Below are 22,468 nucleotides of genomic sequence, written 5' to 3'. Positions count from 1 at the left end.
TCTTTCAGGACGCCTTCGCGAGCAAGCCCGCTCCCACAGGGGTTTGGTGTACATCCGCGAGATCAGGTCGGCTACCAGGCCGCCATCGCTGGCAAGCCAGCTCCCACAGGTTCGTGCAGTAGAACGCGGAAAACCAACAGGTCGAGTGTCAGCTCGCCTCGAGCGCTTTTGATTTTGATCCACCCGCCCTTCGGCAGGCTGAGTGGAGGCGTTTATCCGGGGGTCAGGCGCGCAGCGCCGTGCGGCGAAGCCGCACACATCGAGAGGAGGTGCAGCGAAGCAAACCGGAGGCGATGCCCCCGGATGAATGCCGGAGCGAAGGGATCCCGAGCCTCAGCGAGGGACCGAACGTCGGGGCGAGACCTTTTGGTTCCTTTTGGGGCGTTTGCCAAAAGGGACTCGACCGTCAGGGCGAAACCGAAAGCGGCCGTTACCGAAGCATCGGATATACACCCAATTCAAAGAACACAACAAAACACACCCGAGCCCCAGACCCGTCTACCATCAACCTAAAGGAAATTATCTCCCCGCCCCCTCAAGTTGAAGGACTCGACAACCGACACAGTACCCATCGAACCAATAATCCAGCATATCGGCCAAGCTGCAGGCAAAATCCCGCAAGGATGATTGACCCTTTGACTGCCATCTCGGGATTGCCAATACTCATGGCAACTTGATGCTACCCGCACGGAACAAGGAATTACCCTTTGAAGCTGGAACTCAAAAACAGCTTGTCGGTGAAGTTGCTCCGGGTCGTGCTCCTGTCGGCATTGATCGTCGGCGTGGTCTTGAGCTGCGCGCAGATCGTCTTCGATGCCTATAAAACACGCCAGGCCGTCGCCAACGATGCCGAACGGATCCTCGACATGTTTCGCGACCCGTCGACTCAGGCCGTCTATAGCCTGGACCGGGAAATGGGCATGCAGGTGATCGAAGGCCTGTTCCAGGACGACGCCGTGCGCCAGGCCTCCATCGGCCATCCCAACGAAGCCATGCTCGCGCAGAAATCCCGCGACCTGCAGCACTCCAACAGCCGCTGGCTGACCGACCTGATCCTCGGCCAGGAACGCACCTTCACCACCCAACTGGTGGGCCGCGGGCCTTACAGCGAATATTACGGCGACTTGAGCATCACCCTCGACACCGCCACCTATGGCCAGGGTTTCATCGTCAGCTCGGTGATCATCTTCATTTCCGGCGTCCTGCGCGCCATGGCGATGGGCCTGGTGCTGTATCTGGTGTATCACTGGCTGCTGACCAAACCGCTGTCGCGGATCATCGAGCACCTGACCGAAATCAACCCCGATCGCCCCAGCGAACACAAGATTCCGCAGCTCAAAGGCCACGAAAAGAACGAACTGGGCATCTGGATCAACACCGCCAATCAGTTGCTCGAATCCATCGAACGCAACACCCACCTGCGCCACGAAGCGGAAAACAGCCTGCTGCGCATGGCCCAGTACGATTTTCTGACCGGTCTGCCGAACCGCCAGCAATTGCAGACGCAGCTGGACAAGATCCTCGTCGACGCCGGCAAGCTGCAACGCCGGGTTGCGGTGCTGTGCGTGGGCCTGGATGACTTCAAGGGCATCAACGAACAGTTCAGCTACCAGACCGGCGACCAATTGCTGCTGGCCTTGGCCGATCGCCTGCGGGCGCACAGCGGACGCCTCGGCGCCCTCGCCCGTCTGGGTGGCGACCAGTTCGCCCTGGTCCAGGCCGATATCGAACAGCCTTACGAAGCGGCGGAACTGGCACAGAGCATTCTCGATGACCTGGAAGCGGCCTTCGCCCTCGATCACCAGGAAATCCGCCTGCGCGCCACCATCGGCATCACCCTGTTCCCCGAAGACGGCGACAGCACCGAGAAGCTGCTACAAAAGGCCGAGCAGACCATGACCCTGGCCAAGACCCGCTCGCGCAACCGTTATCAGTTCTATATCGCCAGCGTCGACACCGAAATGCGCCGTCGTCGCGAACTGGAAAAAGACCTGCGCGATGCCCTGACCCGCGATCAGTTCTACCTCGTCTACCAGCCGCAGATCAGCTACCGCGACAACCGCGTAGTGGGCGTCGAGGCACTGATTCGCTGGCAGCATCCCGAACACGGGCTGGTGCCGCCGGATCTGTTCATCCCGCTGGCCGAGCAGAACGGCACCATCATCGCCATCGGCGAGTGGGTGCTGGACCAGGCCTGCAAGCAGTTGCGCGACTGGCATGACCAGGGCTTCAGCGACCTGCGCATGGCGGTGAACCTGTCCACCGTGCAACTGCACCACGCCGAGCTGCCCCGGGTGGTCAACAACCTGCTGCAGATGTACCGCCTGCCGCCGCGCAGCCTGGAGCTGGAAGTCACCGAAACCGGCCTGATGGAAGACATCAGCACCGCCGCCCAGCACCTGCTCAGCCTGCGCCGCTCCGGCGCGCTGATCGCGATCGACGACTTCGGGACGGGCTATTCGTCACTGAGCTATCTGAAAAGCCTGCCGCTGGACAAGATCAAAATCGACAAGAGCTTCGTCCAGGACCTGCTCGATGACGACGATGACGCGACCATCGTTCGCGCCATCATCCAGCTGGGCAAGAGCCTGGGCATGCAGGTGATCGCCGAAGGCGTGGAAACCGCCGAGCAGGAGGCCTACATCATCTCCGAGGGCTGCCACGAAGGTCAGGGCTATCACTACAGCAAACCGCTGTCCTCGCGGGAGCTGAGCCTCTACCTCAAGCAGGCGCAGCGCAGTAATGCCGCGATCTGGTAAATCCGCCCCGCCCCCTGTAGGAGCGAGCATGCTCGCGATGAACCCAAGGACACCGCGGGGCTTCAGGTTCCCAGCGTTATCGTTGACCACCATCGCGAGCATGCTCGCTCCTACAGATCGGTCTGAATAGGAAATATTTCCAAGAACAACTCTTTACACATAATGCGAAAGATTTGCATTATGTCGCAGTTTTGCGCACCGAACGCGCCACACCACCCCCTCTCGAAGCAGGATGTTCGCCATGATTCGTATGCCTCTGGCTACCGCCAGTCTGTTGGCCATCGCAATTTCCCTCGCCGGTTGCGGTGAAGGCAAAGACAAAGAAAAAGCTGCCGCACCTGCACCTGCTGCCAGCACCGCTGCTGCCCCGGCTGCTCCAGCCGCCGCGCCTGCCGCTGCCGGCAAAGTCGATGAAGCCGCCGCCAAAGCCGTTGTCGCCCACTACGCCGACATGGTTTTCGCCGTCTACAGCGATGCCGAATCCACCGCGAAGACCCTGCAAACCGCCGTCGACGCGTTCCTGGCCAAGCCGAACGCCGACACCCTGAAAGCGGCCCGCGAAGCCTGGATCGCCTCCCGCGTTCCTTACCTGCAGAGCGAAGTGTTCCGCTTCGGCAACACCATCATCGACGACTGGGAAGGTCAGGTGAACGCCTGGCCACTGGACGAAGGCCTGATCGACTACGTCGACAAATCCTACGAGCACGCACTGGGTAACCCGGGCGCCACCGCCAACATCATCGCCAACACCGAAATTCAGGTCGGCGAAGACAAGATCGACGTGAAAGAGATCACCCCGGAAAAACTCGCCAGCCTGAACGAGCTGGGCGGTTCCGAGGCCAACGTCGCCACCGGCTACCACGCCATCGAATTCCTGCTCTGGGGCCAGGACCTGAACGGCACCGGCCCTGGCGCCGGCAACCGTCCTGCTTCGGACTACCTGGAAGGCGCCGGCGCCACCGGCGGTCACAACGAGCGTCGTCGCGCTTACCTCAAAGCCGTGACCCAACTGCTGGTCAGCGACCTGGAAGAAATGGTCGGTAACTGGAAGCCGAACGTGGCCGACAACTACCGCGCCACCCTGGAAGCCGAGCCAGGCGAAAGCGGCCTGCGCAAAATGCTGTTCGGCATGGGCAGCCTGTCTCTGGGCGAACTGGCGGGCGAGCGCATGAAGGTTTCCCTGGAAGCCAACTCCCCTGAAGACGAACACGACTGCTTCAGCGACAACACCCATAACTCGCAGTTTTACGATGCCAAGGGCATTCGTAACGTCTACCTGGGCGAGTACACCCGCGTCGACGGCACCAAGATGACCGGTGCCAGCCTGTCGTCCCTGGTCGCGAAAATCGACCCGGCCACCGACACCGCGCTGAAGGCCGACCTGGCCAACACCGAAGCCAAGATGCAGGTCATCGTCGATCACGCCAACAAGGGTGAGCACTATGACCAGCTGATCGCCGCCGGCAACACCGCTGGCAACCAGATCGTGCGTGACGCCATCGCGTCCCTGGTCAAGCAGACCGGTTCGATCGAAGCCGCTGCCGGCAAACTGGGTATCGCCGACCTGAACCCGGACAACGCTGATCACGAGTTCTGATCAAACGCCGGTTTCAACGCCCCATGAAAAAGCCCCGACGAGTCGGGGCTTTTTTTATATCGATATTTTTACCCTGCTATCAGGGCTTCATGCCTTGAACACAAAGATTTCGAGCGCCGTACCTGCGCTGGGTAAACGAACGCCTCCCACCAACGCCACAAGATCGTTACTGGCCTGAGCCCTCGTGACCAGCGCCCGAGTGGCCGTGTCCATCAGCTCGACGCGAGGCGCGACGTAAGCACTGCCATCGACCACGTGCCCGCGGACTCTGCGCAATGACAGCCAGAACAATTGAGGACGCCCGGGACGCCTGAACAGCAACTCGGAACCCAGACGGTAGCCCGAAAGCATTTCGTATCCGCTGCCGACCAGGCGCTCGGACATCAGCACCCGTATCGACTCCTCGGTCCCGGAACTCATCACCGCGTGCAACAGCATGTCGACGCCTTCGGTGCGCAATTGCACCCGATTATAGAGCGTCGAATATTCCCCAAGCAGCCACTGGCCCGTCGAGTTCTTTGGCGTCGCCGGCAGCAGGGATAGCGGGTCACCCACGATGCCACCCAACGCCGCATCAGGGGTGGAGCGATTGCGCCAGGTCTTCAGGGTGCGGTGAAGCCTGGCCAATCCCGAAGCGGTCAGGCCGTTGGGATTCGTCAGCCCGAACAGTGTTTGCGCGGCCTGCTGCTGACTGCTGGAGCTGAACGTCGGGAACGCATCGGCCACGTAAGTGCTGATGGTTTTCTCGAAAGGTAAAGAGGCCGAAGTGACCCAGAGTTTGTCTTCGGAGGCAAAAAACACCGGACGCGGCTGACTGAAGGGATCCGCCCAGATCAGGTGCTCGAACTGGGCAAAATGCCTGACATCTATCCGATCGTCGAACCTGAACGCCAGATGGGGTGAGGCGATACTTCCCGCCGGCAGGATCGGGTAATAGTGGTCGTCGATCTTGATGTAGTCACGCCCCACCAAAGACGGGTCGCCGCCTGTGCGCCGGTAAAGACCCAACTCGGCGTTTTGCAGTTGCACATCCGCAGCGTCGATGACCTGCCCCCACTCCATGAATCGTTCATGGGCCGGTCGAACGCGAGTCGGGGGCAATGGCGCGGGCGCCCTGCTCGCTCCGCTACCCGACGCAGACGGTTCGCGAACCACACCCCCACCGGTAAAACCAGCCGGCACGCCATGCCCCAGCAGACGCATGCGCAGGATCTGGTCGCTGACCAGCAGATACTGACCGAACGCATCCAGTGCAGCCCCCGAACGCAGATGCTGCACAAAGCTCAACCCCAACTCGACTTCACGCCCCCGGGGAAACGCGAAGGACTCGAACACTCGCTCGACCTGCCGCTCATCAAGAAACGGATACAGGTCGCGAAGTGCACTCTGCGGTGAGTTGCCGCCCAGCAATCTCGGTGCATTGCCAGCGTTGCCGATCTCCCATCCCCCTCGCGGATTCTGGCGGATCGGGCTGTAGTAGATCTGATACGCCTTGCGTGCATCGCGGATTCGCCAGGTCTGTTCAAACCCCTCGTTGATGAGCGAATACCAGCGTTTGCGCTCATGGAGAAAATACTGTCTGGCGCTGAATTCGTTGGCCGGCTTGTAGTAGATGCCCTTGCCTTCCCAGCCCTTGAGTTCGAGCAGTCCGCCCGGCTTTTTGCGCAGGGCCGTCTGTGGATCCAGGGCCCGGCTTCCCGCTTCGACCTTGACCGCAGGCTTGCCCCGCAGCAGTGCCGCGCCCATGACGCTATCGATCAGCACCCCGGTGAATTCCGCCAACGCGCGGACGATGTGATGGGCAGCCCCCGTACGATCGCCGATCTGCGCCGTATCCACGGCGTTGAAGATGGAAATCAGACTCCTGGCCACCCCCACGGGCAGCGTGACATGCACCGGCAGTACCAGCGTCAGGACATCGATCACCGTGGTGACGACGAATAGGCCCGTCTCGACATTGGTCTGGCGGGTGGTGGTGACCTGGGCCGTCGCGTCATTGATCGCGAAATTGGCCTCGACCTCGTAGGCGTCTTCGAAAATGTTTTTGGCGATGTTGGCCATGTGCACGGTCGAGACATCGCCCCGGCCCTTCAAGGTGGCCTGGACCTGCGCCTGGCTAGCCCGATCCACGCGTCCCACCAGATAGTCGCGCCAGGAACTGTTGTGGACAAAGTCGGCGATCAGGCGCTCTTTCACGTATTCATGGAACACGCGCCCGTCCGGCGCCCCCGGCGTGTAGGCCACGACCGAGCTGGTTCCGGCCGAAGCCGTCGCGAACAACAGCACGCCGCGCACCCTTTGCCCGCGTAATTGCAGGCTCTGGACAATAATCCGATGACCTTCAACGGTTTTGCGTTGATCGCTGTCCTCCGGGGCATCGAGGACCGCTTGCACCCAATTGAAGCCACGCTCCAGGCGGTCGGGAAGAAAGTCGCCGTTGATCCGGGCTTCGATGGCATCGAGCCGGATCTGCCGCTCGAACAGGCCGGCGAAGGATTGCTTGCGTGCCAATGCCGCCGGCGAGCTGACCAGACTGGACTTGAGGAAATCCTGATAGCTCTGGCCGACATTGACCGAACGCACCAGTTCCTTGACCTGCTCGAGGGTCAGGCCGTCGTAGGACGCTTCGGTGGTTTTCAGGCTCAACCTGGAGTAGCGGGTGAAGTTGTGGTCGATTCCGGAAAGGTTATCCAGCGCCAGCTCGGTCAGGGTTCGCTGGCGATGCTTGAACTTGAAATCCCCCGGCTCACGGATAGAGGTACCGGGGGCGCCGGAAGGAATCGAATTGCTTGGCAGTTCCGGCTCCTTGGTGTGCACCACGATATCGTCCGGATTCACCGTCAGGCCGTGCTCGACTTCCAGCGCTGCGCGCAATTGACGGTTGCTGTAGGCCAACAGTTGTCGCCGGTCGCTGAACTGGGCCAACGATGGCAAGCCCTCGTACTCCGACAGACTGGCCAACGCCTCGGTGTAGTTCGTGAAAGCCTTGGCCCAGGCCTCCTGATCGGCACGGGAAGCGCCTTGCAGAAACGCGATCAGGCGGGCCTTGCACTGTTTGCGCAGCCGGGCTTGCAGAATCGGCTGGATGGCGAAGGCGCGCCGCAGGTCGGTCACCCGGTCGATGGCGCCGGGCAGGTTCGCCATGTCCGCATGCACGCCCTGCTTTACGTAACGGGCGAGGGTCGACTCGAGGTTTTTCTCGATCAGTCGGCATTGCGATTCGATGCCGTGTTCAAAGGGAGAGTCCAGGCGCTCCAGGTATTTCAGCGAGTCGCGTTCCGGTGCCTTGCCTTGCAGCGCCAGCACTCGCGGCTGCTCGGTGTCGGTGACCAGTGCGCTCAAGGTTGCGAACTCCATGGCGTGGCTCAGGCGACGGTGCAGTTCGCGATCAAGAGTGGCTAGGGACTCGAACTCTTCCAGGCCATTGTTCGGTGTGAACAGCAACACTGTGCCGACATTGGCGCTTGGATCGACGGGCCGCACCACCGGAGCGGTCACTTCGCTTTCCCAGCGCACCTCGCCGTCCTGCGGGTCTCGCGAGGTCAGAATGAAGGCTCCATGCAGCGTCATCGCATTCGCCTCGGCGTCCTGGAGGGCAACGGCGTAAACGCATGGGCGATAGTCTTCCAGCGTCTGCCGGGCCATTGCATCCGGATAACGCAGGATCTTGTCGAACAGGGTCGCGGCAGTGGCGCTGAACAGACCATCGCTTTTGAGCAGAGCGACTTCGGCCTTCAACTGATCGATGCGTGTCGCCACCAGCCACTGTTTGTAGGTGCGCACATCCGTCGGGCTGCAGGCCGTGGTCCAGTAGCGCTGCAGGTGCTGCGTGTATTGCGCCGGCAGGTCTGCGGTCAACTTGTCGAGAAAGGCATCGAACGCCTCGGGTGTCAGTGCGGTGTAGGGCGCGGGCTCTGCGCCCGTGTCGGTGGCTCGGAGGAACACGGCCTTGCGTTCGGCCAGATCCGAAGCCTTGCCGCTGACTATGCGCCGCACCACGGCGTCCATCAGGCTGGGTTCGGTCGTCTGCCGAGTGTCGTCATGGCTGATGAAAGTCAGCGATAAATCGGGTGCGGGGCTCAGGGTGGGGAATTGTTTTTCGAATGCCTGCCGGACGAACTCATGAAAATGAGGCTGGGCGGCAAATCGCTCGGCCAGTCGAATGTCCACTTCCGACAGCCGTTCTTGCAGGGTGATCTGGGCCGGGGTAGCCCGGGCGATGGACAACGCGGTCCGCACGGTTGATTGGGCTTGATGAGGCATGGCGCATAACTCCGGTTGAAAGAGGACCGGCATCCTGTCCGCGCGCCAAATGCACGGGGCGGTACATATCTATGAGAAAGCGGGTCTACACGGCCTCAGGCGCCGCTTTGCGTGCAAGCAAACAATAATTCCTCTTATTCAAACTCCCCTGCCCTGTTAGACTTTGCGCCTTTGTTTTGCCCGTCTTGCAGGATCTCTGATGCCCCCGCTGCTTCTTCGCTTGTCCGCACTGGTTCTGGCCCTGGGCCTGAGTGCCTGCGATGACGCCCCGCGTTTTACCAAGGCAGAGCCCGGTGAAGCCCGCTCCGGGGGCAGCGCGACCGTGCGCAAGACTGATCAGAACGCCTTTTCGCTGCCCTCCGCCAACCTGCCGCCCTCGCGGCGCGTGGACTTCAGCGTCGGCAACAGCTTCTTTCGCAACCCCTGGGTGATCGCGCCGGCGACCACCACCGCCCGCGACGGCCTCGGCCCGCTGTTCAATACCAACGCCTGCCAGAACTGCCACGTCAAGGACGGCCGCGGTCATCCGCCGGGGCCGGATGCGACCAGCGCCGTGTCGATGCTGGTGCGCCTGTCAATTCCCGATGACCCGGCCTACGCGAAAATCATCGAGCAACAGGGCGTCGTGCCCGAGCCGGTCTACGGCGGACAGTTCCAGGACATGGCCATTCCCGGCGTCGTTCCGGAGGGCAAGGTGCGGGTCGATTACACGCCGGTGTCGGTGCGTTTCAAGGACGGCACTGAAGTCGAGCTACGCAAGCCGACCCTGAACATCACTCAGTTGGGTTATGGCCCGATGCACCCCGACACTCGTTTCTCGGCCCGGATCGCCCCGCCGATGATCGGCCTGGGCCTGCTCGAAGCCATTCCCGACGAGGCCATCCTGGCCAACGCCGAGGCTCAGGCGAAGGAGAACAAGGGCATCGCAGGCCGCCCGAACCGGGTCTGGGATGACGCCCAGCAGAAAACCGTTCTCGGCCGGTTTGGCTGGAAAGCCGGACAACCGAACCTCAATCAACAAAATGTTCACGCGTTTTCTGGTGATATGGGCCTCACCACCAGCCTGAGACCCTTTGATGACTGCACGGACGCGCAAACCACCTGCAAGCAGGCCCCGAACGGCAATGGCCCGCAGGGCGAGCCTGAAGTCAGCGACAACATCCTGCGTCTGGTGCTGTTCTACAGCCGCAACCTCGCCGTACCGGCGCGCCGCGATGTCGGCGCGCCTGAAGTGCTGGCCGGCAAGAACCTGTTTTATCAGGCTGGCTGCCAGTCCTGTCACACCCCCAAGTACACCACCGCCGCCAACGCCGCCGAACCTGAACTGGCCAATCAAGTGATTCGCCCTTACAGCGATCTGCTGCTGCACGACATGGGCGACGGCCTGGCCGACAACCGCACTGAATTCAAGGCCGGTGGCCGCGACTGGCGCACACCGCCGTTGTGGGGTATCGGTCTGACCGAAGCGGTCGGCGGCCACACCCAGTTCCTGCATGACGGCCGCGCCCGCAATCTGCTCGAAGCCGTGCTCTGGCATGGCGGCGAAGCGAAAAAGGCGCAGCAACAGGTTTTGACTTTCGATGCCGAGCAGCGCGCTGCGTTGCTGGCGTTCCTGAATTCCCTTTAATACCCATTCCCGCGGGAGCCCGACATGTTCCGTCCCAAACTGTTGTTCACCAGCCTTGCCGCGCTTGCCCTGGGCGCCTGCTCGCCCCAGGACCCGCAAGCCGTCACCTCGGCGGCCATCGCCAAATCGGTGATCCTGCCGACCTACACCCGCTGGGTCGAAGCCGACCGTCAGTTGGCCGTCAGCGCCCTGGCCTACTGCGAAGGCAAGGAAACCCTGGAAACCGCCCGTGCCGACTTCCTTCACGCGCAAAAAGCCTGGGCCGAGTTGCAACCGCTGCTGATCGGGCCGCTGGCCGAGGGCAACCGTTCGTGGCAGGTGCAGTTCTGGCCGGACAAGAAAAACCTCGTCGGCCGTCAGGTCGAGCAACTGGTCACCGCCCAGCCGCAGATCAATGCCGCTGAACTGGCCAAGTCCAGCGTTGTGGTCCAGGGCCTGTCGGCCTACGAATACATCCTGTTCGACAGCAAGCCCGATGTGGCCAATGCCGAACAGAAAGCCAAGTACTGCCCGCTGCTGATCGCCATCGGCGAGCGCCAGAAGCAACTGGCTGAGGAGATCCTGAAAACCTGGAACAACACTGACGGCATGCTCGCGCAAATGAGCAAGTTCCCGAACCAGCGTTACGCCGACTCCCACGAAGCGATCGCCGATCTGCTGCGCGTACAGGTCACCGCACTGGACAGCCTGAAGAAGAAACTCGGCACGCCGATGGGCCGCCAGACCAAGGGCGTACCGCAGCCGTTCCAGGCCGATGCCTGGCGCAGCCAGTCGTCCCTGACCAGCATGGAAGCCAGCCTCGCCGCCGCCAAGACCGTCTGGGAAGGCGTCGACAACAAAGGCCTGCGCGGCCTGTTGCCGAGCGAGCAGAAAGCCCTGGCCGACAAGATCGATGCCGCCTATGCCGCCTCGCTCAAGCTGTTCGCCAGCAACCAGCGCTCGCTGACCGAAATGCTCAACGACGACGCAGGTCGCCAGCAACTCAACGATATCTACGACAGCCTGAACGTCGTCCACCGCCTGCACGAAGGCGAACTGGCCAAGGCGCTGGGCATCCAACTGGGCTTCAACGCCAACGACGGTGACTGATGAGGACAAGTGCCATGCTGCGACGTCAGGCTCTGACTTTAGGTAGTTTGCTGCTGGGAGCAGTGACACTGGGCGGCTGGACGCTGTTCAAGCGCAAGGATCAGAGCCCGCTGCTGCTGTCGGCACGGGACGATACCGACGGCCGGCACTACGCCGCCGGGTATCGGCTGGACGGCACCCGGGTGTTCGCCACCCAGGTCGGTCAGCGCTGTCACGACATCATCAATCACCCGACGCAGCCCATCGCCCTGTTCGTCGCTAGGCGCCCGGGCACCGAGAGCTACCTGATCGACTTGCGTGACGGCACGCTGCTGCAAACCATCACCTCGCAACCGAATCGGCATTTCTATGGCCATGCGGTGATTCACCAGAGTGGCGACTGGCTGTACGCCACCGAGAACGACACCACCGATCCGGGTCGCGGCCTGCTCGGTGTGTACAAGTTCGAAGGCGAGCGGCTGGTGCACAGCGGCGAGATTTCCACCCACGGCCTGGGCCCGCATCAGGTGTCCTGGATGCCGGATGGCGAAACCCTGGTGGTGGCCAACGGCGGCATTCGCACCGAAGCGGAAAGCCGTGTCGACATGAACCTCGACGCCATGGAGCCGAGCCTGGTGCTGATGCAGCGCGACGGCACCCTGCTGAGCAAGGAAACCCTGGCCCAGCAGATGAACAGCGTGAGGCATCTGGGGATCGCCAGCGACGGCACCATCGTCGCCGGCCAGCAATTCATGGGCGCCTCCCACGAGCGTTCGGAGCTGCTGGCGATCAAGCGCCCGGGCAAGCCGTTCGTGGCGTTCCCGGTGCCCGAGCACCAGTTGCAGGCCATGGGGCACTACACCGCCAGCGTCGCGGTGCACAGTGACCTGCGCTTGGTGGCGTTGACCGCGCCACGGGGCAACCGTTTTTTCATCTGGGACCTGGACAGCGGCGAAGTACGCCTCGACGCGCCGCTTCCCGATTGCGCAGGCGTGGGCGCCGTGGCCGACGGCTTCGTCGTGACCTCCGGCCAGGGCCGCTGCCGCTACTACGATTGCCGCCAGACAAACCTTGTTGCAAAACCACTGGAGCTGCCCGCGGGGCTCTGGGACAACCATCTGCATTTGATGGCGTAAATCCTGCGAAAAAGATCGCAACCTTCGCCAACTCCCGCTCGGGCATGATGTCCACCCTGTAGGAGCTGTCGAAGGCTGCGATCTTTCCCCTCCGCAACCTGCCACGCGCTCAAGCCTTGACGACCCGCAGTTGGAATCCCCTTCCCACTCGCGGTAATGTGCCTTCCTGTCTCACCTGATTTTCTCCAAGGAACTGGAAATATGCTGCGTCGCCGCATGCTGATCATGTTGGGTGTTGTGCTGCTGATCGTGCTGGTACTGGCCGGGTACAAAGCCTTCTCCATCTATACGATGATCCAGGGCTTCTCCGCGCCCAAGCCGCCCATCAGCGTCGCCGTGGCCACGGCCGCCGAAAAGCCATGGCAGGCCCGTCTGCCGACGGTCGGCACGCTCAAGGCATTGCAGGGCGTGGACCTGAGCCTGGAGACCGACGGCACGGTCGTCGATCTGCAGTTCGAGTCAGGGCAAAAGGTAAAAGCCGGTCAACCGCTGCTGCGACTCGACAGCGCCGTGGAAACCGCCTTGCTGGAAACCGCCCAGGCCGACCTCGGGCTGGCCCAGCTGGACTTTGGCCGAGGCAGCCAATTGGTCGGCAGCCAGGCGATTTCCAAGGGTGAATTCGACCGCCTCTCCGCCGTGCTGAAAAAGAGCAAGGCCACGGTCAATCAGCTCAAGGCCGCCCTGGGCAAAAAGAGCATCGTCGCCCCTTTCAGCGGCACCATCGGTATTCGTCAGGTGGACATCGGCGACTACCTTGCCAGCGGCACCAAGATCGCCACCCTGCAAGACCTCAGCAGCCTCTATGTGGACTTCTTCGTGCCCGAGCAGTCGGTGCCGAAAATCGCCCTCGGCCAGCCGGTTGAAATAATCGTTGCGGCCTATCCCACCCAGTCCTTCCCCGGCACCATCAGCGCGATCAACCCGAAACTGGAAAACAGCACGCGCAACATGCAGGTGCGCGCGACCCTGGCCAACCCCGACGGCAAGTTGCTGCCGGGGATGTTCGCCAGCCTCGAGGTGATGTTGCCCAATCCCCAGCCGCGCATCGTCGTACCGGAAAGCGCGATCACCTACACCCTCTATGGCAACTCGCTGTATGTCGCCGCGCAGAAGAAAGCCGAAGACGGCAGCGTCGAGAAGGACGACAAGGGCCAGCCGATCCTGGTGGCCGAACGACGTTTCGTCGAAACCGGCGAACGTCGCGACGGCATGGTGATGATCACCAAAGGCGTGCAGAACGGCGAAACCGTCGTCACCGCCGGGCAGATCAAACTGGATAACGGTGCACACATCGCCATCAGCGATGACAAGACTCTGGCCGAGAAGAACAGCCAGCCACGCGCTGACTGATCAAGGAACTCCCAATGGCTTTTACCGATCCGTTCATCCGCCGCCCGGTCCTCGCGACCGTGGTGAGCCTGCTGATTGTGCTGCTGGGCTTCCAGGCCTGGAGCAAGCTGCCGCTGCGCCAATACCCGCAAATGGAAAACGCTCTGATCACGGTCACCACCGCCTACCCCGGGGCCAACGCCGAAACCATCCAGGGCTACATCACCCAGCCGATGCAACAGAGCCTGGCGAGTGCCGAGGGCATCGACTACATGACCTCGGTCAGTCGCCAGAACTTCTCGGTGATTTCGATCTACGCCCGCATCGGCGCCAACAGCGACCGGCTGTTCACGGAATTGCTGGCCAAGGCCAACGAGGTCAAGAACCAACTGCCCCAGGACGCCGAAGACCCGGTCCTGAGCAAGGAAGCGGCAGACGCCTCGGCGCTGATGTACATCAGTTTCTTCAGCAAGGAACTGAGTAACCCGCAGATCACCGACTACCTGTCGCGGGTCATCCAGCCGAAGCTGGCGACCCTGCCCGGCATGGCCGAAGCCGAGATTCTCGGCAACCAGGTGTTCGCCATGCGCCTGTGGCTGGACCCGGTGAAGCTCGCCGGTTTCGGCCTGACGGCAAGCGATGTGACCAATGCGGTGCGCCAGTACAACTTCCTCTCCGCCGCCGGCGAGGTCAAAGGCGAGTACGTGGTCACCAGCATCAACGCCAGCACGGAACTCAAATCCGCCGAGGCCTTCTCCGCCATCCCGCTCAAGGTCGACGGCGACAGCCGGGTGTTGTTGCGCGATGTCGCGCGGGTGGAGATGGGCGCGGAAAACTACGACACCATCAGTTCCTTCGGCGGCACCCCGTCTGTGTACATCGGCATCAAGGCCACGCCCGGCGCCAACCCGCTCGACGTGATCAAGGAAGTGCGCAAGATCATGCCGGACCTCGAGGCCCAGCTTCCGCCCAACCTCAAGGCCGAAATCGCCTATGACGCCACGCTGTTCATTCAGGCGTCGATCGATGAAGTGGTGAAAACCCTGTTCGAAGCGGTGCTGATCGTGATCGTGGTGGTGTTCCTGTTCCTCGGCGCGCTGCGTTCGGTGGTGATCCCGGTGGTGACCATCCCGCTGTCGATGATCGGCGTGATGTTCTTCATGCAGATGATGGGTTACTCGATCAACCTGCTGACCCTGCTGGCGATGGTGTTGGCCATCGGTCTGGTGGTGGACGACGCCATCGTGGTGGTGGAGAACATTCACCGGCATATCGAGGAGGGCAAGACGCCGTTTGACGCCGCCCTCGAAGGCGCGCGGGAAATTGCCATGCCGGTGGTCTCGATGACCATCACCCTGGCGGCGGTGTACGCGCCGATCGGCTTCCTGACGGGGCTGACCGGCGCATTGTTCAAGGAGTTCGCCCTGACCCTGGCCGGAGCGGTGGTGATCTCCGGCGTCGTCGCCCTGACGTTGTCACCGATGATGTGCGCCTACCTGCTGCGCCACGACGAAAACCCCACCGGCTTGGCGCACCGCCTCGACCTGATTTTCGAAAGCCTCAAACGTCGTTATCAGAGCATGTTGCATGGCACCCTCAACACCCGGCCGGTGGTGCTGGTCTTTGCCGTGATCGTGCTGTGCCTGATTCCGGTGTTGCTCAAGTTCACCAAGTCGGAACTGGCACCGGACGAGGACCAAGGCATCATCTTCATGATTGCCAGCGCCCCGCAACCGACCAACCTCGACTATCTCAATGCCTACACCGACGAATTCATTTCGATCTTCAAGGCCTTCCCCGAGTACTACTCCTCATTCCAGATCAACGGCTTCAACGGCGTGCAATCGGGCATCGGCGGCTTCCTGCTCAAGCCCTGGAACGACCGGGACCGGACCCAGATGCAGATCCTGCCCGATGTTCAGGCCAAGCTCGAAGGCATCGCGGGCCTGCAGATTTTCGGTTTCAACCTGCCCTCTTTGCCGGGCACCGGCGAGGGGCTGCCGTTCCAGTTCGTCATCAACACCGCCAACGATTACGAGTTGCTGCTACAAGTGGTCGACCGGGTGAAGAAGCGTGCAATCGAATCCGGCAAGTTCGCCTTCGTCGACGTCGACCTGGCCTTCGACAAGCCGGAAGTGGTGGTGGACATCGACCGCGCCAAGGCCGCACAGATGGGCGTGTCGATGCAGGAACTGGGGGGAACGCTGGCGACCTTGCTGGGCGAGGCGGAAATCAACCGTTTCACCATCGAGGGCCGCAGTTACAAGGTCATCGCCCAGGTCGAGCGACCGTTTCGGGACAACCCGGACTGGCTGAACAACTACTACGTCAGGAACAACAACAATGAACTGCTGGCCCTCTCGACCCTGATCACGGTGAAGGACCGGGCCCGACCGAGACAGCTGAACCAGTTCCAGCAACTCAACTCGGCGATCCTCTCCGGCGTTCCCCTGGTCAGCATGGGCGAAGCCATCGACACCGTGCGCCAGATCGCCCGGGAAGAAGCCCCCGCAGGTTTCGCCGTCGACTATGCCGGCGCCTCGCGGCAATACGTGCAGGAAGGCAGTGCACTGTGGGTCACCTTCGCCCTGGCACTGGCCATCATCTTCCTGGTCCTGGCCGCACAATTCGAAAGCTTCCGCGACCCGCTGGTGATCCTGGTGACCGTGCCGCTGTCGATCTGCGGTGCCTTGCTGCCGCTGTTCCTCGGCTGGTCCAGCATGAACATCTACACCCAGGTCGGGCTGGTGACTTTGATCGGCCTGATCAGCAAACACGGGATCCTGATCGTCGAATTCGCCAACCAGTTGCGCAAGGAAAAAGGCCTGACCGCCCGCGAAGCCGTAGAAGAAGCCGCCTCCATCCGCCTGCGCCCAGTCCTCATGACCACCGCCGCCATGGTCTTCGGCATGGTCCCACTGATCATCGCCACCGGCGCGGGCGCGGTCAGCCGATTCGACATCGGTACGGTGATCGCGACGGGGATGTCGATTGGCACGTTGTTCACGCTGTTCGTACTGCCCTGCGTCTACACCCTGCTGGCCAAACCCGACAAGCCTGCAACCCCCGTAGGCGTGGGGCTTGCTCGCGAAGGCGGTGGATCAGATACATAGATGTCGACTGCCCCGCCGAATTCGCGAGCAAGCCCGCTCCCACAGGTTCTGTGGTGGATGCAAAATCTGTGGCCGACGCCGGACACTGTAGGAGCGAGCATGCTCGCGATGGTGGTCAACGATAACGCGGGGCGCCTGCACGCGGTGTCTGGGAATTCATCGCGAGCAGGCTCGCTCCCACAATGGGATTGGGTACATTTACAGAATCAGCGTCGTCTGTGGTGACGAATTCGCGGGCAAGCCTCGCTCCTACAGGTTTTGTGGTGGACGCAGGATCTGTGGGTGACCCGGATCACTGTAGGAGCTGTCGAGTGGAACGAGGCTGCGATCTTTCAAGATCAAAAGATCGCAGCCTTCGGCAGCTCCTACACGGACCAATCCCGATCAGGCCGGCCGGTAGGCCGCCTCGCTTTTGATTTTGATCCACCCGCCCCGTCGGCAGGCTGAGTGGAGGCGTTCATCCGGGGGTCAGGCGCGCAGCGCCGTGCGGCGAAGCCGCACACATCGAGAGGAGGTGCAGCGAAGCAAACCGGAGGCGATGCCCCCGGATGAATGCCGGAGCGAAGGGATCCCGAGCCTTGGCGAGGGACCGAACGTTGGGGCGAGACCTTTTGGTTACTTTTGGGGCGTTTGCCAAAAGTGACCCGACCGTCAGGGCGGAACAGACAGCAGCCGCGCCCGCAGCAATGGATATGTATCCAACCAAAAGAGCATCGCCACAAAGCCAATAAAAAGGCCCCGCATTCAGCGAGGCCTTTTTTGTTGGCTTCAATCATTCCAAACCCTAGGGTTTCAATCCCTGCGACATCCCAAACACAAACAACAACAAATCATGATCCGGCTGACTCGCCGATACCGCTTTGACCACCCGCGGCAATGGACAACTTTCACCATTAACCGAACTGAGAACTTGCGTGCGGGGCTGCTCCCAGGCAGCCACCGCCAGTGAAGCAACTGCCAAGGCTCCTACTAGAAACAAACCTCGCGCAACTTCGAGTTTCATCGCTATAAACCTTTGATAGCGCTGCCAAACGCCGTCTTGTAAAAGTAGACGAGCTTTCCCCAATCCGCCGGATTGAACGACGAGTGGCGACGCAGCTGCTTCATGTCATGAGCCGCCGCTTGCCCCGCGGTCATCCGCTGCCGGCACTTCTCCAGATCGATCAGCGCCACCTCGACCTTGGCCGCCTCACCTTCGCCCGTCACACGCAAAAACACATGCTTGATATACAAGCAACTGTGCTGCCAACGCCCCTTGTGCATGCGCGCCAGGTTCTCGGCAAGATCCTTCAGCACGCGATCATGCACCACCTCGCCGTAACGCTCCCGGCCACCTGCCGCGTACCAGTTTTCGATTTCATCGAAACCATCCAGGGATTTGGTGACCAGCAATGCGCGCCATTTGTGCACAGGGTCGCGCTGTGCGCCGCAGTAAACGATCTGCGGCACACGAACACCGAGTTTGCCCACACCATTGAGGGCATCACGCTCGCGCAGAACCGTCGGCCGGCCGAACGGGTGCAGCAGCGAGCGATGGATATGCCCGGTCTGGCGCTTCACATAAAGCAGCTGACCATCACTGCCCATGACCCGTTGCACGCCACTTTCTCCACCACGACGGACATTGGGCTCTTCTACCCAGTCACCGCGCTGATTCCAGAAATGGTCGAAACGGTCCTCGGAACCCATACCCGATCCCTCTGCATACTGCACTGCCATCCTGTTACCTCTTGCGTAATACGTAAACTCGCCACATGGCATAGAGCGGTATAAAGTCCAGACGTTCCTGAATTCGGAACCCAGCCTGCTCAAATTCCTTCTCCACCGTAGCAGCAGGTAACACAAATCGATTTTGGTAACCTTCCTGCCCACGGGTTTTCTCTGCGCGCTTGCGTTTCCAGGCCTTGAAATTGCCATCCACCCACAGCGAAAGGATCACGCTGTCACGGCTGACGCGCTCGAATTCGCGCAAAATAGCCAGCCGATGCTCGGCCTCACCGATGTGATGAAGCAAACGCATACAGAATATGCTGTCGACGGCGTTATCTGGTAAGCCGATGTCGAATGCAGACGTGTGCAAGGGTTGTACCCGTTTTACCACTTCGGCCGGTTGCGACTGGGTGGCGATCTTGATCATGGATTCGGAGTTGTCGGCGCCGATGATCACGCGGTTCGGTTTTTCCGCCAGCATCGGCCAGAAGCGTCCCGCGCCGCAGGGCAGATCAAGTACCAGGCCCGGCTCACCGACCGCCGTCAGGGCCTTTCGGGCCATTTGAACGTCACGCCAGTGCGACAGCCGACGGCCCAGACCATCCTTGTGCTTGCGCAGATAGCGCTTGGCATGTTCGTCGTCATATTTCTGGGAAAAATCAAGTTTGATCGGGCCGGCCATCACAAAGGTCTCCTGTACTTTCGAATGGCAACCACCTTAGGCAGCCCAATGTCGACGTCAGGTCATGCGATTGTGAAAAATTTGTCATGTAAAACCTCGAAGTATTTCGAGGTTTTACAGGGCCTGCCGCCTGTCAGGATTACTCGTGTTTCAGCCTTTCTGGTCAGGCGTGTGCAGATCCACCTGAAAACGACAACCATTGGGTTCCATGGTGGTCAGGCTGACCGTCCAGCCCTGGTTTTCACAGATTCGCTGTACCAGCGAAAGCCCAAGCCCCAACCCGTCGCCGCGCTTTTCCGTGCCCCGCACGAACGGCTCGAACATCGCTTCGCGTTTTTCCTCGGGGATGCCGACGCCGCTGTCTTCCACAATGAAACCGTTGTCAGTCAGCGTCAGGCGAATGAAGCCCTGCTCGGTGTAATGCAAGGCGTTGCGCAACAGGTTGCCCATCACCGCGTGCAGTAGTGTCGCGTTGTAACGCGCGTCCTGCGGCTCGCCAGGTTCAAAAATGAGCCGCAAACCCTTGGCTTCGATCGGCTCGCGCCACAGATTGAGCAGACCATCGGCCACCTGAGCGAGCGACTGATGCGGCGACATGCCGGCATCTTCGCGCTTGGCACGGGCCAGCATCAAAAAGGTTTGCACCAATTCACGCATTTCTTCACTGGCACGGGCAATTCGTTCGACCTGAGCCCGGCCGCGCTGATCGATCCCGGGGTTTTCCAGCAGCAGTTCACAGGAACTGGCGAGCACCATCAAAGGCGTACGGAGTTCGTGGCTGACGTCGCTGGTGAACAAGCGCTCGCGGGTTAATGCCTGGCGCAGGCGTCCAAGGGTTGCGTCGAAAGCAACCGCCAGTTCACCGACCTCGTCCGCTGCATAGTCCGGAGCCAAGGGCGGCGCCAGCCCCAGCAACTGATCGCGGTGACGCACCTGGCGGGCCAGTCGCACGACCGGCGCCATGACCTTGCGCGCCAGGACCCAGCCGAGGAAAACCGCCAGTGCAAGACTCAGTACGAAACCCACCAGCACCACGGCGAACAGCACCCGCTCACGCTCTTCGAAGTCACTCTGATCCTGCAGCAACACATAGCGCCGTCCGTCGACGATTTCGACCATCGCGTGATAAGACAGCTGCTCGCGAAATACCTCGTGAAACCCCGAATCCAGATGCCGCAAATCCTTGGGCAGCTCGAAATCCCCCGGCCCGCCACTGAAATAAAACAGCTGGTCCGGCTCGGGACGATGGCTCCAGTCGGAGACGTTATCCATCAACAACAGGCGCTGAAGGTCGCCGCCCAGCCCCGCCGAGATCAGCTTTTCTTCCACCAGGTGCACCGTCGCCACGATGCCCATGGCAAAGGCGCCGGCCACCAGTGCGCTCATCAGCGCAAAGGCGATGATGATCCGCTGGGCAAGGCTCTGTTTAAACTCCATCACGCCCCTCTGCCAGGCGATAACCCACACCGTGCACGGTATGCAGCAGGGGTTTGGCAAAGGGTTTGTCGATCACCTGGCGCAATTGATGGACATGGCTGCGCAGGCTGTCGCTGTCCGGGCAGTCATCGCCCCAGAGGGCTTCTTCGAGAATTTCCCGGCGCAGAACGTGTGGGCTTTTCTGCATCAACACCGCCAGCAGCTTCAGGCCGACGGGGTTGAGTTTGAGCAAGCGGCCTTCGCGGCTGACTTCCAGGGTGTCCAGGTCATAGCTCAGGTCGGCAACCTGCAGGGTGCGGCGACCGCCGCCCTGGGAGCGACGCATGACTGCTTCGACCCGCGCCGCCAGTTCCGACAGGGCGAATGGTTTGATCAGATAATCGTCGGCACCGGACTTGAAGCCCTGAAGGCGGTCGTCCAGTTGATCGCGAGCGGTCAGCATGATCACCGGGGTGTCCCGACGGGCATCTTCGCGCAGGCGTTTGCACAGGGTGTAGCCGTCGATGCCGGGCAACATGATGTCGAGCACGATCAAATCGTAATGCTCGGTGGCCGCCAGATGCAGGCCCGACAGACCGTCCTGAGCGCAATCCACGGTGTAGCCTTTGAGCCCCAGATAATCAGCCAAATTGGCCAGGATATCGCGGTTGTCTTCAACCAAAAGAATTCGCATGGGTATCTCTCCGTACACAGTAACGGCCGTCTTGGCCCGCGCAGCTTACGGCCAAGTCTGGCTCACTGCCAGACTTGCGTGCAGTTGCCAATCTTGTGCGAAAAAAGCGCGAATCTTAACGATTTTTTCACTATCGATTCACAAGCAGACCACGGGATCGGGTTCATAATCCGCGCGGTTGCGCCTCTCAGATCACTTCACCGCCCCAGGAACTGCCATGGTTTCGACCGTTACTCGCCCCGCCTCACGCCCGCTCAATTTCTGGATCTGCCTGGGGATTCCCGCCGTCACCGCGATCATTCTGGTGTTGCTCGAATTGACTTCACTGGACATGAACCTGGCCAATCTGTTCTACGATCCAGTCGCCGGCGACTTCATCGGCCGGCACAGTTACTTCCTCGAAGACATCCTGCATGACCGCGCCAAGCAGGTCGTCATCGCCTTCTCGGTATTGGCCATCTTCGGCTACATGGGTTCATTTTTTGTCGAGCGGCTGAAACCTTACAAGCGCGAGTTGGGCTGCCTGGTGTTGTCCTTGGGGCTGGCGACTTCCTTTGTCACACCGATGAAAGCGGTGACTGCGGTGCAGTGCCCGTGGAGTCTTGAGCAGTTCGGCGGTCATGAAAAGTACAGCGAATTGCTGAGCCCTCGTCCGCAGACCGAAAAACCCGGGCGGTGCTGGCCTGGCGGTCATGCCGCCACCGGGTTCACGCTGTTTGCGCTGTTCTTCGTGCTGCGCGACCGTCGACCACGGCTGGCTCGCGCGGCGTTTGTCTTCGCTTTCGCTTTGGGGTCGGTGTTTTCCATCGGGCGGATGATGCAGGGTGCGCACTTTTTCTCGCACAACGTTTGGACGGCGGTGTTTTGCTGGCTGATTTGTCTGGGGTCTTATTACTGGCTGCTGTATCGGCCGGCGTCCACGGTTGAGAAGGTGAGCAAGGCCGAGGTCGTTGGCGCATGATCTGACGCCTTCTCGGGCAAGCCTGAATGCCAGTCAGTTAAGATAAACACATACCTGTGGCGAGGGGGCTTGCCCCCGTTGGACTGCGCAGCAGGCCCATTTTTTAGGGCCGC

Annotated in this window: 14 protein-coding genes; 8 read left to right on the top strand and 6 right to left on the bottom strand. The window is 61.2% G+C overall.

The window, feature by feature from the left end; genetic code table 11:
- Window positions 1-707: 707 nt before the first annotated feature.
- Both ACW9JE_RS06665 and ACW9JE_RS06660 read left to right on the top strand, forming a co-directional pair.
- The gene (locus ACW9JE_RS06665; protein WP_224536359.1) at window positions 708-2,759 is read left to right on the top strand and encodes a putative bifunctional diguanylate cyclase/phosphodiesterase; all 2,052 of its coding nucleotides are present in this window, start codon (window positions 708-710) and stop codon (window positions 2,757-2,759) included.
- Window positions 2,760-3,000: 241 nt separating this feature from the next.
- A complete protein-coding gene (locus ACW9JE_RS06660) occupies window positions 3,001-4,356 on the top strand; it encodes an imelysin family protein (protein WP_224536361.1) in 1,356 nt (451 codons plus the stop codon).
- An 87-nt stretch (window positions 4,357-4,443) separates the two neighbouring features.
- Here ACW9JE_RS06660 and ACW9JE_RS06655 read toward each other — a convergent pair whose 3' ends face one another.
- Entirely contained in the window at window positions 4,444-8,619 is a 4,176-nt protein-coding gene (locus ACW9JE_RS06655; RefSeq protein WP_457432290.1) for a dermonecrotic toxin domain-containing protein, read from the bottom strand.
- A gap of 199 nt (window positions 8,620-8,818) precedes the next feature.
- Between ACW9JE_RS06655 and ACW9JE_RS06650 the strand changes: the two genes are divergently transcribed.
- The 5 genes from ACW9JE_RS06650 (at window position 8,819) to ACW9JE_RS06630 (ending at window position 16,892) form a co-directional block, all read left to right on the top strand.
- A complete protein-coding gene (locus ACW9JE_RS06650; RefSeq protein WP_457432289.1) occupies window positions 8,819-10,246 on the top strand; it encodes a di-heme oxidoreductase family protein in 1,428 nt (475 codons plus the stop codon).
- A gap of 24 nt (window positions 10,247-10,270) precedes the next feature.
- Window positions 10,271-11,335, top strand: coding sequence for an imelysin family protein (locus ACW9JE_RS06645; RefSeq protein WP_224536368.1), 1,065 nt, complete (start codon window positions 10,271-10,273; stop codon window positions 11,333-11,335).
- Window positions 11,336-11,349: 14 nt separating this feature from the next.
- Window positions 11,350-12,450, top strand: coding sequence for a DUF1513 domain-containing protein (locus tag ACW9JE_RS06640; protein ID WP_457432288.1), 1,101 nt, complete (start codon window positions 11,350-11,352; stop codon window positions 12,448-12,450).
- A gap of 201 nt (window positions 12,451-12,651) precedes the next feature.
- Window positions 12,652-13,800 (top strand): efflux RND transporter periplasmic adaptor subunit, encoded by a 1,149-nt coding sequence (locus ACW9JE_RS06635; protein ID WP_224536371.1) that lies wholly within the window; start codon window positions 12,652-12,654, stop codon window positions 13,798-13,800.
- Window positions 13,801-13,814: 14 nt separating this feature from the next.
- Window positions 13,815-16,892, top strand: coding sequence for a multidrug efflux RND transporter permease subunit (locus ACW9JE_RS06630; RefSeq protein WP_457432287.1), 3,078 nt, complete (start codon window positions 13,815-13,817; stop codon window positions 16,890-16,892).
- A gap of 784 nt (window positions 16,893-17,676) precedes the next feature.
- Here the strand turns inward: ACW9JE_RS06630 and ACW9JE_RS06625 are convergent.
- From ACW9JE_RS06625 to colR, 5 genes are all read right to left on the bottom strand, one after another.
- Entirely contained in the window at window positions 17,677-17,895 is a 219-nt protein-coding gene (locus ACW9JE_RS06625; protein WP_224542008.1) for a hypothetical protein, read from the bottom strand.
- Window positions 17,896-17,897: 2 nt separating this feature from the next.
- Window positions 17,898-18,611, bottom strand: a complete 714-nt coding sequence (locus ACW9JE_RS06620) for a lipopolysaccharide kinase InaA family protein (protein WP_457432286.1) — start codon at window positions 18,609-18,611, stop codon at window positions 17,898-17,900.
- 4 nt (window positions 18,612-18,615) lie between these two features.
- On the bottom strand, window positions 18,616-19,284 hold the full coding sequence (locus ACW9JE_RS06615) for a class I SAM-dependent methyltransferase (RefSeq protein WP_224542004.1): 669 nt from the start codon (window positions 19,282-19,284) through the stop codon (window positions 18,616-18,618).
- A gap of 150 nt (window positions 19,285-19,434) precedes the next feature.
- Complete coding sequence (locus tag ACW9JE_RS06610; protein ID WP_457432285.1) at window positions 19,435-20,721, bottom strand: sensor histidine kinase; 1,287 nt, start codon at window positions 20,719-20,721, stop codon at window positions 19,435-19,437.
- Window positions 20,711-21,394, bottom strand: coding sequence for a two-component system response regulator ColR (gene colR, locus ACW9JE_RS06605; protein ID WP_224541999.1), 684 nt, complete (start codon window positions 21,392-21,394; stop codon window positions 20,711-20,713). The genes ACW9JE_RS06610 and colR overlap by 11 nt, the downstream gene beginning before the upstream one ends.
- Before the next feature lie 217 nt (window positions 21,395-21,611).
- Between colR and ACW9JE_RS06600 the strand changes: the two genes are divergently transcribed.
- Entirely contained in the window at window positions 21,612-22,355 is a 744-nt protein-coding gene (locus tag ACW9JE_RS06600; RefSeq protein WP_457432284.1) for a phosphatase PAP2 family protein, read from the top strand.
- Window positions 22,356-22,468: the final 113 nt, after the last annotated feature.

The sequence above is a fragment of the Pseudomonas sp. SDO55104_S430 genome (assembly GCF_054070595.1).
Note: the sequence above shows the minus strand (reverse complement) of the source record. Positions and strands in the feature narration are given on the sequence as shown.

Excerpts from the sequence above, each read along its gene's own strand:
- ACW9JE_RS06640 (WP_457432288.1), top strand. The coding sequence starts at position 11,350 with ATGCTGCGACGTCAGGCTCTGACTTTAGGTAGTTTGCTGCTGGGAGCA.
- ACW9JE_RS06635 (WP_224536371.1), top strand. The coding sequence starts at position 12,652 with ATGCTGCGTCGCCGCATGCTGATCATGTTGGGTGTTGTGCTGCTGATC.
- ACW9JE_RS06630 (WP_457432287.1), top strand. The coding sequence starts at position 13,815 with ATGGCTTTTACCGATCCGTTCATCCGCCGCCCGGTCCTCGCGACCGTG.
- ACW9JE_RS06645 (WP_224536368.1), top strand. The coding sequence starts at position 10,271 with ATGTTCCGTCCCAAACTGTTGTTCACCAGCCTTGCCGCGCTTGCCCTG.
- ACW9JE_RS06650 (WP_457432289.1), top strand. The coding sequence starts at position 8,819 with ATGCCCCCGCTGCTTCTTCGCTTGTCCGCACTGGTTCTGGCCCTGGGC.
- ACW9JE_RS06600 (WP_457432284.1), top strand. The coding sequence starts at position 21,612 with ATGGTTTCGACCGTTACTCGCCCCGCCTCACGCCCGCTCAATTTCTGG.
- colR (WP_224541999.1), bottom strand. The coding sequence starts at position 21,394 with ATGCGAATTCTTTTGGTTGAAGACAACCGCGATATCCTGGCCAATTTG.
- ACW9JE_RS06625 (WP_224542008.1), bottom strand. The coding sequence starts at position 17,895 with ATGAAACTCGAAGTTGCGCGAGGTTTGTTTCTAGTAGGAGCCTTGGCA.
- ACW9JE_RS06655 (WP_457432290.1), bottom strand. The coding sequence starts at position 8,619 with ATGCCTCATCAAGCCCAATCAACCGTGCGGACCGCGTTGTCCATCGCC.
- ACW9JE_RS06610 (WP_457432285.1), bottom strand. The coding sequence starts at position 20,721 with ATGGAGTTTAAACAGAGCCTTGCCCAGCGGATCATCATCGCCTTTGCG.
- ACW9JE_RS06615 (WP_224542004.1), bottom strand. The coding sequence starts at position 19,284 with ATGGCCGGCCCGATCAAACTTGATTTTTCCCAGAAATATGACGACGAA.
- ACW9JE_RS06660 (WP_224536361.1), top strand. The coding sequence starts at position 3,001 with ATGATTCGTATGCCTCTGGCTACCGCCAGTCTGTTGGCCATCGCAATT.
- ACW9JE_RS06620 (WP_457432286.1), bottom strand. The coding sequence starts at position 18,611 with ATGGCAGTGCAGTATGCAGAGGGATCGGGTATGGGTTCCGAGGACCGT.